Below are 14,802 nucleotides of genomic sequence, written 5' to 3'. Positions count from 1 at the left end.
ACAGAATAAACAACTGTCAAAGCTTTTTTTTGATTTCAGTAATTTACGAAAACTATTGCGGCAGTGTAAGTGTTTTGGTAAGATGATTACTAATAAATGATTTTTCAATAAATAAAATTTTTAGTGACTATTTATTAAATAAAAGACTCTGAACAGGAATAGTATGTTGGCCTTTCATTAATAGAGAGCGTATGTGTGGTGAAAATACGTATGAAAGAAACAGAACTCGCCTGGAAGTCGTTTAAGTGAAATGATCTTTTGATTCTACTAACTTAAACCGTAGATCTGCGTTAAAGATTTAAGATTGTCCTTTTATCAAGGACAATGAACTTAGGTGGTACCGCGATAAATAACGCCCTATGAGCTATACAATAGTATGGTTTATAGGGTTTTTTTGATTTATGAATATTAATAAAATAGTTTTAAAAGGAGAGAACAAGATGTCATTCAATCACAAATCAATTGAAAAAAAATGGCAAGACTTCTGGTCAAGCAATCAAACATTTAAAACAACAGAAGATGATAATAAAGAAAATTTCTATGCATTAGATATGTTTCCGTATCCATCTGGACAAGGGCTGCATGTAGGGCATCCGGAAGGATATACTGCAACAGACATTATTTCCCGTATGAAACGTGCTCAGGGCTATAATGTACTTCATCCAATGGGCTGGGACGCTTTTGGTTTGCCTGCAGAGCAGTATGCCTTGGATACAGGTAATGACCCGGCAGAATTCACAGAAAAAAATATTCAGACTTTTAAGCGTCAGATCAATTCTTTGGGATTTAGTTATGACTGGGAACGAGAAATCAATACTACTGATCCCGACTATTATAAATGGACTCAGTGGATATTTATAAAGCTATATGAAAAAGGATTAGCGTATGAGGCGGAAGTACCAGTTAACTGGTGCCCGGCATTAGGAACAGTACTAGCAAATGAAGAAGTGATCGACGGGAAATCTGAACGCGGAGGACATCCTGTATATCGTAAACCAATGAAGCAGTGGATGCTTAAAATTACTGCTTACGCAGATCGTTTGCTTGAAGACTTAGAAGAGGTTGACTGGCCGGAACATATAAAAGATATGCAGAGAAACTGGATCGGAAAATCTGAAGGTGCAAATGTTATATTCTCAATTAAAGATACAGATCTAGATTTTACTGTATTCACAACTCGTCCTGATACGCTATTCGGAGCGACATATGCAGTGTTGGCACCAGAATCTGAATTGATTGATCAAATTACCTCAGAAGATCAAAAAGAAGCTGTCAAAACTTATATAAAAGAAGTAAGTGTTAAATCTGATTTGGAACGAACAGATTTAAATAAAGATAAAACAGGAGTATTCACTGGTGCATATGCAATTAATCCAATAAACGGAAAAGAAATACCGATATGGATAGCTGATTATGTGCTAGCATCTTATGGTACTGGTGCAATTATGGCAGTTCCAGCCCATGATGAACGAGATTGGGAATTTGCAAAAAAATATGATTTAGAAATTATTTCTGTACTAGAAGGTGGAGATGTAAAAGAAGCTGCTTTCACAGAAGATGGACCACACATTCATTCTGATTTTTTGGATGGGTTAAATAAAGAAGAAGCGATCAGTAAAATAATAGATTATCTCGAAGAGAAGCAGGTTGGAGAGAGAAAAACAACCTATCGATTAAGAGACTGGTTATTTGCTCGCCAAAGATATTGGGGTGAACCAATTCCAGTGATTCATTGGGAAGATGGCACAACAACTACTGTCCCAGAAGCAGATTTACCAATTGAATTGCCTAAGACAGATGAAATCAAGCCATCTGGAACAGGTGAATCACCATTAGCCGTTATAGAAGAATGGGTCAATGTAACCGATCCCCAAACTGGGAAAAAAGGTAAAAGAGATACGAATACAATGCCGCAATGGGCAGGGAGCTCTTGGTATTTCTTGAGATTTATTGATCCTGAAAATCCAGAACAAATAGCTGATTCAGAAAAACTAAAAAAATGGCTACCAGTAGATCTATATATCGGTGGAGCAGAACATGCTGTGCTTCATTTGTTATATGCTCGTTTCTGGCACAAATTTTTATACGATTTAGGTATTGTTCCAACCAAAGAGCCATTTGAACGCCTATATAACCAAGGGATGATTCTAGGTGAAAATAATGAAAAAATGTCTAAATCAAAAGGAAATGTCGTAAATCCTGACGATGTTGTGGAAGAATTTGGAGCAGATACATTGAGAGTTTATGAGATGTTCATGGGTCCGCTTGATGCTGCCATTGCTTGGAGTACGGACGGGCTTGAAGGTTCACGTAAGTTTCTGGATCGTGTCTGGAGACTGCTGATTGATGAAGAAGATCGTTTGAGAGACCGAATTACAACGATAAATAATGGAGAATTAGATATTGTATATAATCAAACGGTCAAAAAAGTTACGCAAGATTTTGCAAATCTGCAGTTTAATACAGGTATTTCCCAGCTGATGGTTTTTGTAAATGCGGCATATAAAGCAGAAGGTCTGCCAGTCGACTATATCAAGGGATTCTTGAAAATGCTAGCACCAATTGCACCTCATGTTGGAGAAGAACTTTGGAGTCGTGTCAGCCAAACAGGTGAGAGCATCTCTTATGAACCATGGCCAACTTACGATGAAACAAAATTAGTAACAGATGAAGTGGAAGTAGTTTTCCAGGTAAATGGAAAAATTCGTGGAAAAGCGATAGCTTCAAAAAATATTTCAAAAGAAGAACTCCAACAGATGGCTATGGAAAATGAAAATATCAAAGAACATCTGGAAGGAAAAACAATTCGTAAAGTAATTGTGGTTCCCGGCAAGTTAGTCAATATTGTTGCTCCTAATTAAATAAAGCATAATACAAGGAGACATAGGACATTACGTTTTATGTCTCCTTTTTATGAAATACGGTGTGCCGATTATTTTATATTTTTGATTGTCTCTTAAATAATACTTCTCAGTCTAAAGTCTGATCATTTAAATAAACAGTGCAACCTTTCCGATTGTTTGATAAAATATTAATGCACTGTGTTTATAGAATTTAAGTTAGATTAGCAAGCAATCTAAATAGAGGAGAAACTTACATGCAACGCGATTTTATGAGTAACGAACTGATCGTACAAAAAAAATTAAATAAACATGATCTTAAAAAGTTTATTCGATTGATCTGGTCGACTGATTTGTCTAAGTCATTATTACTCATCGGTTTATTAGGAAGTATTTTGACTACAGCTACGCAGTTAATGATTCCACTAGTAACTCAGCGTTTTATAGATGGAATCGAATTAGATTTTTTTACTCCTCGGATGATAGCCGGTATTGTGGGAGTATTTGTCATACAAGTTTTATTAGATGCAATGTCCAATTTTATTTTACATAAAGTAGGGCACCAGGTTATTGCAGGATTAAGATCGTTTTTGTGGAAAAAAGTTACAAGATTACCAGTCAAGTTCTTTGACCAGTATGCTTCTGGAGAGGTAGTTAGTCGGATAACAAATGATACGATTATTGTTCAGAATCTGATTACTTCTTTTTTCCCGCAGTTTATTACAGGAGTCATCACGGTTATTGGTGTATTTTTTATACTGATTTTTATGGATTGGCAAATGACGCTAGTTATGCTGATAGCGATACCTCTAGTTACGATACTGGTTAAACCGCTAGGAAACAAAATTGCTTTGATTTCAAAAGAAATGCAAGATGAGACAGCCGTGTTTTCGGGCAAAATCCAACAGACAATCTCTGAAGCGAGACTGATGAAATCTTCTACAGCTGAACCGTATGAAAAAGAAAAAGGTAAGAGAGGAATCAATCGCTTATACAAGATTGGGTTAAAAGAAGCTAGATATATGTCTTTGATTGCGCCATTAATGTATACTTTAATGATGGGAATTATTGTATTAGTCATTGGATACGGAGGATATCGCGTGGCTCAAGGCGTAATGTCGACGGGATCTCTAGTGGCCTTCTTGCTTTACTTATTTCAAGTGATTTTCCCCGCAGTTACGTTCATGAACTTTTTCATGCAGATACAAAAAGCAGCAGGAGCAACGAATCGAATTATTGATATTCTTGATGAAGAAGAAGAGCCTACAGAAGTAGGGGAAGAAGTAGATATTACTAATCTACCTCTTCATTTTGAAAATGTTTCATTTGAATATACGGAAGGTAATCCAATACTGAAAAATATTCAGTTTACTACGAATCCAGGAGAAAAAATTGCTTTTGCCGGCCCTAGTGGTGGAGGCAAAACTACTTTATTTGCATTAATCGAAAGATTTTATGAACCAAAATCTGGGCAGATCATTGCGGGTACTATTCCTGTTCAAGATATCTCTATTGCTTCTTGGAGAAGACAAATCGGTTATGTATCACAAGAAAATGCCATGATGTCGGGAACAATTAGAGAAAATTTATGTTACGGACTTCCGAAAGATACTAAGATTTCTGACGATGAACTATGGAAAGTTGCCGAGATGGCATATGCAAAAGGTTTTATTGAATCTTTTCCTGATGGTCTAGATGAAAGGATCGGAGAACGCGGCATCAAACTATCTGGAGGACAAAGACAGCGAATCAATATTGCCAGAGCCTTTTTAAGAAATCCTAAGATCTTGATGATGGATGAAGCAACTGCCAGTCTTGACAGCCAGTCAGAACGAATAGTATCACAAGCATTGAATAAATTAATGGAAGGGCGTACTACATTTGTGATTGCTCATCGATTGAGCACAATTATAGATGCAAATAAAATCTTATTTATCGACAATGGCGAGATTACTGGTATCGGAACCCACGAGGAGCTGTTGAGTACACATCCTATGTACGGCTTGTTTGCAAAACAGCAATTGAATTAAGTCAGCTTCCTTTAAAAACTGTCTAAAAACTTAAATTTTCAATAAATTGCTTTATTCTTTGTAAACGAGATTGCAACGGATACATTAAAACAGTAAAATAGAACCTAATTGGAAAAGGAGCGCGTGGCTGCTCCTTTTTCTATGTAAAAGTAAGACTATGATTTTTATAAAATAAATTATTCTCGACTTATTGAAAGAAGGTTCAATCTACAATGGATAATCAGTCCACTCCGAATACAATAAAAAAGGAAATGACTCACGATCAGCAATTGGTTAGTGGATCAGCTTGGATGACAGCAGGAAGCATGGTTTCTAGAGTTTTAGGGATTATATATATTATTCCCTGGATGGCTTGGATGGGAAGCGAGGCCAATGCTGCCAATGCTTTATTTCAAATCGGCTATACACCGTATGCTTTTTTCTTGGCACTAGCTACAGCAGGTGTACCTTCAGCTATTTCAAAGCAGATCAGTCATTATAATGCGATTGGAGAATATGAAGTCTCTAAATCAATTTATAAACAAGGCTTGAAATTAATGGCATTTACAGGTGTTGTATCGGCGATTGCCTTTTATTTACTTGCACCTCTGCTGGCAAAGACTAGTCCATCAGCAAGTGCTGATGATGCAGTAATCGTTATGAGAGCTTTGGTCCCTGCTTTGTTGATTATACCTTCACAAAGTGTGACTCGAGGATTTATTCAAGGACATAATACAATGGCTGCGCCAGCAATTTCTCAAATGATTGAACAGTTTGCACGAATTATCTTTATGTTAGCTTCTGCTTACATCATAACTCAGGTATTGTTAGGTGAAGGCGAAGGAATGGTTACGGCAGTATCGTATTCTACTTTTGCCGCCTTTGTAGGTGCAATCTTTTCGATAGCCTATCTTGCTTGGAAAATCAAAAGATTAGATACAGCATTTGATTATAGCGCCGAAGAAAGTGCTGGAAAAGTAACCGTTTCTTCCAATGCACTGTTAAAAGGGATCATCAAGACGTCAATACCCTTCATCGTTATTGCTACGGGCATTACAATCTTTCAGATGATTGATCAAATTACTTATGCTCCGATTATGGAGTGGTTGTCAACCATGAGTAAAGATGCAATTGAAGAAACCTACGGAATTACTCAAGCAAATGCACATAAACTAATTATGATATTAACTTCATTCGGTACAGCTCTATCAATTACTACAGTTCCGCTAATTAGTACATTGATGGCTAAAAGAGATATTAAAGAAGTAAGTAGACAATTTTCAAAAGGGGTTCAGCTTTTGTTTTTTGTTATGTTTCCTGCAGCAGTAGGGATGGCAGCAGTAGCTGAACCACTATACAATGTTTTCTTTAAGCCGAACGAGTTAGGAACTGCTGTTACACAAGTTTCTGCTTATATGAGTATTTTTATTGCTTTATATGCAGTCTTAGGAAATATGCTGCAGGCTGCTGGACAAACAAGACCGGCTATCAGAGCATTGATTATTGGGCTTATAGCTAAGTTGATTACCCAGCCTTTATTTGTAGGGTTTTTAGGCTTTGGTGCATATGGCATGCTCTATTCAACTATTATAGGATTCGGAATAACCTGCTGGTTAATGATGAGAATTATGCACAAAGCAACTAACTATTCTGCTAGTTTACTGTTTCGTCGATCAATGCTTATTTTTATCCTTTCATTAATTATGGGAGCTGTCACCGTTATTGCTAGAGAAGGAACAGAAATGTTTTTAAATTATGATAGTAAAATCCAAGCAGGATTGTCTTTGCCTATTCTAGCTTTTGTAGGAATAATAGTTTATGGTTATCTTGTACTGAAAACACGGTTAGCGGATCGTTTACTAGGAGCACAAGCTGCTAGAGTAAGAAATAAACTAAGAATAAAATAAACTTTTGAGTTAAATGAATAAGTTAGATACACTAGACTAGAGGTGAATTATGAGAATCGATAAGTTATTAGCTCATAGTGGGTTAGGAACCAGGAAAGAAGTTAAAAAGTTACTGAAGACTTCGATTGTTGAAATCAATGGTGAAGTCGTAAAAGATCCGAAAACGCAGGTGGATCCGGATATTGATGAAGTATTTATTGCTGGGGAACCTTTAGACTATCAAGAATTCGTTTACTTTATGCTGAACAAACCAGCAGGTGTTATCAGTGCGACTGAAGATGATATGCATGAAACAGTACTTGATTTACTTCAACCGAGTGATATTGTTCAGGATCCACATCCAGTAGGTCGCTTAGATATCGATACTGAAGGATTATTACTGTTGACTAATGACGGAACATTGACACACAGGCTGCTTTCCCCTAAGCATCACGTAGACAAAAAGTATTTTGCAGAGATAAAAGGAATTGTCACTGAAAAAGATATTACTGAATTTAAAGAAGGCATTGAATTAGATGATGAGTATCTGACAATGCCTGCAGACTTGAGAATATTATCGGTTGACGAAGAAGAAGCAACCTCTAAAATTGAAATTGTGATTCAAGAAGGGAAATTTCATCAAGTCAAAAGGATGTTCCATGCAGTAGATAAAGAAGTTCTTTATCTAAAACGACTTTCTATGGGACCTTTGACGCTAGACCCTTTGCTGGAACTCGGGGCGTACAGGGAATGTACAAAAGAAGAAATTCAACAATTGAAATCATAATATTAAATGTCGTGCTTGTTTGAAAAATCTTAATAACTTCAGCCCTTAAAAGTTAGATATTTCATTCTGACTTTTAGGGTTTTTTTGTATATTCAAAATTAAAACTACTAGTTTAAACGGATAAGCAATAAAAAGTATACTGGATATGAAAATTTTTGTTTATAGAAATAAAAAATGACTGGTTCACGTCCAAGTAAAATACCGGACATTAACCAGCCAATTCGCTGCAAAATATTAAACTCTAATTTTTAAAGATAGAAATCTAAAAGCGAGTTATTGGTTTAATTTAAAGTTTGGCAATAATTATGCACCTAGTGTAAATAAAGCAATAAATCCAGAACTTACATAGAATGCACTGATCCACATTAACCTGATGAATCTTAGCCGGTCTTTTTTGAACTTTTCCTCTGCTGGATCATGTTCCAGTCTAGGTCCTGAATTCAATCCCAGTAAAGCTAAAGCAACCATTCCTAAAAAGAATAACAATTGCTGATTAAAGTACATTAATGCAAAACCTAATGCAAAAGCACCTAAACATATTACAAATAATTTTAAATTCAACTTTCTCGACCTCTCCTGATTTCTCTAATTCAGTATAACGAAGAGTTTTTGAAAAAGCTAGTTTGAATTTGCATAGTCATTCATTGTTCTAGGAATATCATTAATAATGGCGGTTGGTAAAGTAACGTAATTTGTTTCAGCTAATGTATTGGCGATTTTACTGTGCAAGAAAACAGCGGAAAGAATACCTTTCTCATAATTTTCAAATTGACCCATGAATCCTGCAATCATCCCAGCAAGTGTATCACCCATACCGCCTGTAGCCATCGAAGGATTGCCAGGTATATTCTGCCAGACTTCATCTTCAAAATAAATTTCAGATTGTCCTTTTTTCAAAACGATAATAGCGTCTAGATCTTTTTGTTTTTGTATATTATCTTCCACATTTTCTTTGTCTGGTTCCATATTTGATAAAGTCTTCCATTCTCCTAAATGAGGAGTGAATACAAGCTGAGCTTTAGGATGCGCTAGTGACTCATTTATATAAATAGAAATAGCATCTCCATCTATTAATATGAATTGATCCTCCCTTAATTCATTTAACACTGATTTCATCACATCTTTTGCACGGTCATCTCGTCCAAGACCAGGCCCGATAACAATTCCATCCATCTTATCCACCATATTAACTAAAGTATCTAGATCGTACATATCTACAAACATAGCTTCGGGGATTCTCGAATGCAGAGCATGGACATTAATAGGAGAACTAGCAACAGTTACCAAACCCGCACCCGAGTAAACAGCTGCAGAGGCAGACATGATAATTGCGCCACCCATTTGTTCATTACCGCCAACAAACAATAATTTACCGAAATTCCCTTTATAACTATTCTTTTCTCTTTTAGGGATAGCCTGTTTTATATAACTTTCACTTATTAATTTCAAAAGATACCCTCCTTTGCTATAGATTTTACGCTTAGTTCGTTGATTATGCACATGTTTTACTTGTTCTTGAATTGGTGTTTGCTCTAAAAAATGCTAAAATAGAATATAGAAGTAAAAAAGATTGAATTCTAAAGGTATTCACTTTTTTACTAAACATGATAGATTTATTAGGAGGAAAAACAAATATGACAAATCAATCAATTGATTGGAAAGCAGAAGCAGCAAAACGAAAAGATGATTTCTTAGAGGACTTATTTACGATCCTGAAAATCGATAGTGTAAGAGATGATTCAAAAGCTACTGAAGATGCACCAGTAGGTCCTGGACCTAAAAAAGCTTTAGAAGAATTTCTTGCAATTGGGGAAAGAGACGGCTTTAAAGCTGAAAACTTTGATAATTGGGCAGGACATATTGAATATGGCGATGGCGATGAAATCATGGGTGTCCTCGCTCACGTTGATGTTGTGCCAACAGGTACTGGCTGGGAAACTGACCCTTTCGAACCAGTAATCAAAGACGGCAGATTATATGCACGTGGTTCAAGTGATGACAAAGGACCTGGTATGGCTGCATACTATGCCATCAAAATGATTAAAGAATTAGATTTACCTGTTTCTAAAAAAATTCGCTTTATCTTAGGAACTGATGAAGAGAGTGAATGGCAAGGAATCACACACTATTTAAAAACTCAACAAGAACCAGATTTTGGATTCTCTCCTGATGCAGCATTTCCGATCATTAACGGTGAAAAAGGGAATGTATCTGCAATTTTGAATTTTGGTGGAAATGCAGCAGGCGGAACACATACATTAGTTGAATTTGAATCTGGATTACGCCCAAATATGGTTCCTCAAGATGCTGTTGCGGTAATAGATTCCAATCAACCAGAAGAATTGGAAAATGGATTCCAGGACTTTCTTTCTGGTCAGCCAGTAACTGGTGATTTAGCAGTAGATGGTAACCGTGTAACAATTAGAATCGTTGGAAAAGCAGCTCATGGCAGTACACCGGCAAAAGGTGTAAACGCCGGAACATATCTAGCTAGGTTCTTGTCAGATTTCAACTTCGGTGGAGATGCAAAAGATTTTATACAAGTTGCTGCACTTTACTTGCATGAAGATCCAGCTGGAAAAAAATTAGGCGTTGCACACACTGATGGAGTGATGGGAGCTTTAACTTCAAATACCGGAATCTTCAAATTTAACGCAGATAAAGCAGGACAGCTAACAATTAACATGCGCTATCCTCAAGGTACTTCTGAAGAAATAATTGGTAAAAGCATAAAAGAAAAGCTGTCTCAATATTCTGTAGAAGTAACACTACCAGAAGGAAAAGTACCACATTATGTTCCCGGAAATGACCCATTAGTACGCACTTTATTAGATGTATATCAACGTCAGACTGGATTAGAAGCAAGTGAACAAGTTATAGGTGGTGGAACTTATGGACGTTTAATGACACGTGGAGTCGCTTATGGTGCAATGTTCCCGGATAGTGTCGATACAATGCACCAGGCAAATGAATTTATGGCAGTAGATGATCTGATAAATGCAATGGCAATTTACGCTGAAGCGATATATGAATTAGTAAAATAGACATCTCAGAATAATAAAGAGACTTTATATGGATAATTTTCTGGCATAAAGTTATTCATAAAGGTGCGCTTGGGTTCTTGATTTTTACAAAATATAAGGAGTGATTGTATAATGATGCCTTCAAAAGATAATGGATTTGTCAACTTTCTGATGCCATTTGGAATGATCTCAGGAGCTGTTATTGGAATAATCATAGGCATATTTATGAATCATCTGTTATATGGAGTAATCATAGGCGGAGGAATTGGCTATCTCTTTGGTACATTGACTTATTTCCTGAAAGTAAAAAAAGAAATGAAGAATAAAAATTAAATATAAATAGTAAAACCCCTTTCGCCTGTTAAAAGCGAAAGGGGTTTTTATATGATAAATAGTCAAAAGAGAAAATAAGTTACTCAACAACCGATTGATCAACTTGCATAGTTTGTCCTTCTTCAAGTAAAACATGACCTGAAGAATATGGTTCGGTTTCAACGGTTAAAAGAACTTCATCAGTCTGATACAGTCCACCGATAGTATTGACGATGCTTTGAAGAAGTAATGCTTCAATACCGGAACCGGCTTGCATTTCAGTAATTTCTTCTGAAAAGTCTATATGGACAATACCATCGTTACCTAAATACATATAATTGATTTCAGTATTTTCAGTTAGGGAAGGAATAGTTATATCTCCAGTATTTCCATTTAAGATTTCTGTTAATTGGATACGAGCGGGATCGTTTGTCTTCAACTCTAGTGTAGTATCCACAATAGTCAGTGCTGTAGCCATTTCATTCAATTCATAAACCGTCAATGGTATTTCTTCATCGGCATCTTCTTGAATCTCACTTAAAGTAGAAGTTACGGTCATTTCACTCTCAGGTTCAGAAATCGTCTGTACTAGACCAACTTGTGGAGCATAATACAATAAAGTAGTCGTGTCATCAATTGTACGTGTTACTTCTATTGCGTCATAATTTCCAGAAGGTGTCTCAACTGATACATCGGTATTCGTAATCTCAGAAACTGACCCAGATGGACTTTCCCAGCTGTGGCCTTCTTCTATAGGAGATTGCAGCAGAATATCGAAGTTTTCTTGTCCAGTAGTCAGCCCTGTATCTACGATATCATCTCTAAAATAAGTTTCTCCTCTTAAAAAAACTTCCCGAACTTCATTTTCAGTGTATTCATATACTTTTACCATATCAGTACCTGAAGTAGCTTGAACTAGTTGTAAGGTATCGCTATGTGTGAACTGAGGATAAATAGTGTAACTAGCACTTTCGTTTCCTTCACCTTCATACACATATTTAGTGTTAGCACTCATTGGTACCCAATCCAGCATATTTTGCGAAAGAGTAGTATCTTGCTCCTCGCTAGAAGAATCTGTATTTGACTGGTCATTACTATCAGTTTGTTCAGTATCATCTGTTGTAAGTTCTGGAGCTTCGGTATCTGCGCAAGCACCTAACAGTAACCCGGATAATGAAAGTACAGTAAGACTTTTTATAAGCGAGTGATGGCTCATGAATATTCCTCCTTTTAATATGTGGTATTAAAAATCTAATTCTAGAGCTTTTTCATAAATAGCTCTTGATACAGCTAATGTCTGATCTCCACGTTCAGAAATATGTGAATTACCATGAATATCTAATTGCTCCACAAGATAATCAATATCTTCTGATTTAACATCGATTTCTTTAAGCGTTATGGGCATGTCGATTGATCTAAGAAAAGCAGCAGTTTTTAGTATGGCTGCATCAACTTTTACTTCTTCAGATCCATCAGTAATGCCCCAGACATTTTCAGCGTATTGAACAAGCTTATCAAATTTTTGTTCTCTTCGAACCATCATAACAGCAGGTAAAATAGCTGAAAGCGTACGAGCGTGATCTGTGTGATTCAAAGCAGTAATTTCATGTCCTAATGCATGAGTAGACCAATCGCCTGGAACACCTGTAGAAAGTAGTTTGTTTAAAGCAATTGTAGCAGTCCACATAAAGTCTGCTCGAATAGAATAGTCATGTTTATCTTCTTGAATGACTTCAGGACCAATCTCAATCAACGTACGCAGTAAACTTTCAGCAAATCCATCTTGTACTCTAGCTCCACCAACTGGATAGGTTAGATATTGTTCAATTATATGAACAAATGAATCTGTAATTCCATTTGACAACTGTCTTTTTGGTAATGTATAGGTTAATTCAGGTTCTAATATAGAAAAGACCGGAGAAACAAATGGGCTTCCAAAACTTACTTTTGCTTTTTTCTCTTTAAAAGTGATAACTGCTCCGCTGTTCATTTCAGATCCGGTTGCTGGAAGTGTCAAGACAGTACCTAATGGGAGAGCAGATTTGATTTCTTCTCCTGACCCGATTCCTTTTGCAAAAATATTAATAGGATCACCAGTAAATTCAGCAGCTGCGGCAATGAATTTCGAACCATCAATGACTGACCCACCGCCAACAGCGAGTATAAAATCAAACTGTTCACTTTTGATTAATTCAACAGCTCTCATACAAGTTTCATAAGTAGGATTTGCTTCAATACCACCAAATTCTCCAAACTTATGATCAGCTAGTGCTTCTCTAACACGGTCTAGTGTACCAAATCTTTGAACACTCCCACCGCCATAAGTGATAAGGATTTTTTTGTCTTGCGGAATGAGTGCAGATAAAGATTGAATCTGATTCTTCCCAAAAATGATTTTAGTCGGATTATGAAATACAAAATTTGTTACTTCTTGCTGCATATTAATAAGCCCCTTTTTATTATGTTATCTATATTGTATCATAAAAGGAGAAAATGAAGATTATAAACCAAATCGAGAAGATACAATAATATATTAATTAAAAGAGAAGTGAAACCGATGTTATGCTTTCCAATGCGAACTATAAATAGGTTTTTCGATAACATAATTCGATTATAAAGGTTTGTAACCGTGTTACTTAAAGAGAATTAAAGAAATATCTGTTTCAGAACGAATAAAAACGTGATAAAATGTATGAAATGAAAAGTGATGTTAAATTTGAAAAATTAATGTAGAATACTTTTTTAGGGTGTTTTAATTATTTTTTTATCTTGCAATACATATCTTATAGATAGCGGAGGAACCAGATGTCTGAAGAAACCGAGATGAGTTTATTAAAAACTCCTTTGTATGATTATTATAAAAGAAAAGATATTAAGTTGATTGATTTTGGCGGATGGGCACTCCCGGTTCAGTTTACTAAACTTGCAGAAGAGCATAAAGCAGTTAGGGAACAAGCGGGAATGTTTGATGTCTCCCATATGGGAGAGATTATTGTGTGTGGAGAAGGTTCAGCTGAATGGCTGAATAGACTAGTTACTAACGACGTAAAAGTAATGAAAGTAAATCAAGCTCAGTATAATACCATGACCAATGAAGCAGGCGGAACATTGGATGATTTGCTTTTATTTAAATTTTCTGCTGATCATTTTCTCGTTACACCAAATGCAGTAAACACTGAAAAGATTTATCAATGGATGGTAATGAACAAAGAAAAATCTATTAAAATAGAGAATGTTTCAAATAATTATGGTTTGATAGCTCTTCAAGGACCAAATGCGGAAAGAATACTGAAATCAATGACACAAAGGGATCTATCCAGTTTAAAGTCATACTTTTTCCTGCCTTCAGAAAAATTTGGAGATATAGAAGAAGTGATCGTTTCCAGAACAGGTTACACTGGTGAGGATGGATTTGAACTTTATGTAAAGTGGAATCAAACTCAGAAGCTGTGGGATAAAATATTAAAAGCTGGAGTCTGTCATGGATTGAAGGAATGTGGACTAGGAGCGCGAGATACATTGAGACTTGAAGCGGGAATGGCACTTTACGGACAAGAATTGACAGAAGAAATTTCTCCTTTAGAGGGTGGAGTAGGATTTGCAGTAAAAGTGGATAAAGAAAAACCATTTATCGGACAGGAATCTTTAAAAAAGCAAAAAATTGAAGGATTAAAAAGGATTTCCCGTGGATTTGAACTAGTTGAAAAAGGGATTGCAAGACATAATTATCCCGTTTTAAATCAGGAATCAGAAGTAATCGGGACAGTGACTTCGGGCACCCAATCTCCAACTCTTGGTAAAAGTATTGGTATGATGATAATCGATAAAAAATATGCTGAACTTGGTAATAAGATTTGGATTCAAGTAAGAAAAAAACAAATTGAAGCTAGAATCACTAAAAAAGATTGGTTGAAAAATATAAAAAACAGGAAAGAAGGAATATAA

11 protein-coding genes and 1 other annotated feature are annotated in these 14,802 nt (G+C 36.0%); of the genes, 7 read left to right on the top strand and 4 right to left on the bottom strand.

Annotated features, from left to right (window positions below; genetic code table 11):
- The first annotated feature begins 139 nt into the window (after positions 1 to 139).
- Positions 140 to 363, top strand: a binding site (T-box leader).
- A 77-nt stretch (positions 364 to 440) separates the two neighbouring features.
- From leuS to BKP56_RS12085, 4 genes are all read left to right on the top strand, one after another.
- A complete protein-coding gene (leuS, locus tag BKP56_RS12100) occupies positions 441 to 2,861 on the top strand; it encodes a leucine--tRNA ligase (protein WP_072695392.1) in 2,421 nt (806 codons plus the stop codon).
- 236 nt (positions 2,862 to 3,097) lie between these two features.
- Positions 3,098 to 4,870, top strand: a complete 1,773-nt coding sequence (locus BKP56_RS12095) for an ABC transporter ATP-binding protein (protein WP_232226886.1) — start codon at positions 3,098 to 3,100, stop codon at positions 4,868 to 4,870.
- Between the two features lie 212 nt (positions 4,871 to 5,082).
- Positions 5,083 to 6,756, top strand: a complete 1,674-nt coding sequence (locus tag BKP56_RS12090; protein ID WP_072695391.1) for a putative polysaccharide biosynthesis protein — start codon at positions 5,083 to 5,085, stop codon at positions 6,754 to 6,756.
- 49 nt (positions 6,757 to 6,805) lie between these two features.
- Positions 6,806 to 7,522: a pseudouridine synthase gene (locus tag BKP56_RS12085; RefSeq protein ID WP_072695389.1), complete on the top strand. Its 717-nt coding sequence runs from the start codon at positions 6,806 to 6,808 to the stop codon at positions 7,520 to 7,522.
- 303 nt (positions 7,523 to 7,825) lie between these two features.
- On the opposite strand, the gene BKP56_RS12080 is transcribed toward BKP56_RS12085, so the two are convergent.
- Both BKP56_RS12080 and BKP56_RS12075 read right to left on the bottom strand, forming a co-directional pair.
- Positions 7,826 to 8,083 (bottom strand): hypothetical protein, encoded by a 258-nt coding sequence (locus tag BKP56_RS12080; protein ID WP_072695387.1) that lies wholly within the window; start codon positions 8,081 to 8,083, stop codon positions 7,826 to 7,828.
- Between the two features lie 57 nt (positions 8,084 to 8,140).
- Positions 8,141 to 8,971 (bottom strand): NAD(P)H-hydrate dehydratase, encoded by an 831-nt coding sequence (locus tag BKP56_RS12075; protein ID WP_072695384.1) that lies wholly within the window; start codon positions 8,969 to 8,971, stop codon positions 8,141 to 8,143.
- Positions 8,972 to 9,156: 185 nt separating this feature from the next.
- On the opposite strand from BKP56_RS12075, the gene pepV reads away from it, so the two are divergent.
- Together pepV and BKP56_RS12065 are read left to right on the top strand one after the other, a co-directional pair.
- The gene (gene pepV / locus BKP56_RS12070; protein ID WP_072695382.1) at positions 9,157 to 10,566 is read left to right on the top strand and encodes a dipeptidase PepV; all 1,410 of its coding nucleotides are present in this window, start codon (positions 9,157 to 9,159) and stop codon (positions 10,564 to 10,566) included.
- Positions 10,567 to 10,677: 111 nt separating this feature from the next.
- Positions 10,678 to 10,878, top strand: a complete 201-nt coding sequence (locus BKP56_RS12065) for a hypothetical protein (RefSeq protein ID WP_072695380.1) — start codon at positions 10,678 to 10,680, stop codon at positions 10,876 to 10,878.
- Between the two features lie 79 nt (positions 10,879 to 10,957).
- On the opposite strand, the gene BKP56_RS12060 is transcribed toward BKP56_RS12065, so the two are convergent.
- Positions 10,958 to 12,073: a GerMN domain-containing protein gene (locus tag BKP56_RS12060; RefSeq protein ID WP_072695378.1), complete on the bottom strand. Its 1,116-nt coding sequence runs from the start codon at positions 12,071 to 12,073 to the stop codon at positions 10,958 to 10,960.
- Positions 12,074 to 12,100: 27 nt separating this feature from the next.
- Positions 12,101 to 13,297, bottom strand: coding sequence for an iron-containing alcohol dehydrogenase (locus BKP56_RS12055; RefSeq protein WP_072695375.1), 1,197 nt, complete (start codon positions 13,295 to 13,297; stop codon positions 12,101 to 12,103).
- Positions 13,298 to 13,662: 365 nt separating this feature from the next.
- On the opposite strand from BKP56_RS12055, the gene gcvT reads away from it, so the two are divergent.
- Complete coding sequence (gcvT, locus tag BKP56_RS12050; RefSeq protein ID WP_072695373.1) at positions 13,663 to 14,802, top strand: glycine cleavage system aminomethyltransferase GcvT; 1,140 nt, start codon at positions 13,663 to 13,665, stop codon at positions 14,800 to 14,802.

Source organism: Marinilactibacillus sp. 15R (assembly GCF_001895285.1).
Classification (GTDB): domain Bacteria; phylum Bacillota; class Bacilli; order Lactobacillales; family Carnobacteriaceae_A; genus Marinilactibacillus; species Marinilactibacillus piezotolerans.
This window is presented reverse-complemented; position numbering and strand designations above follow the sequence as displayed.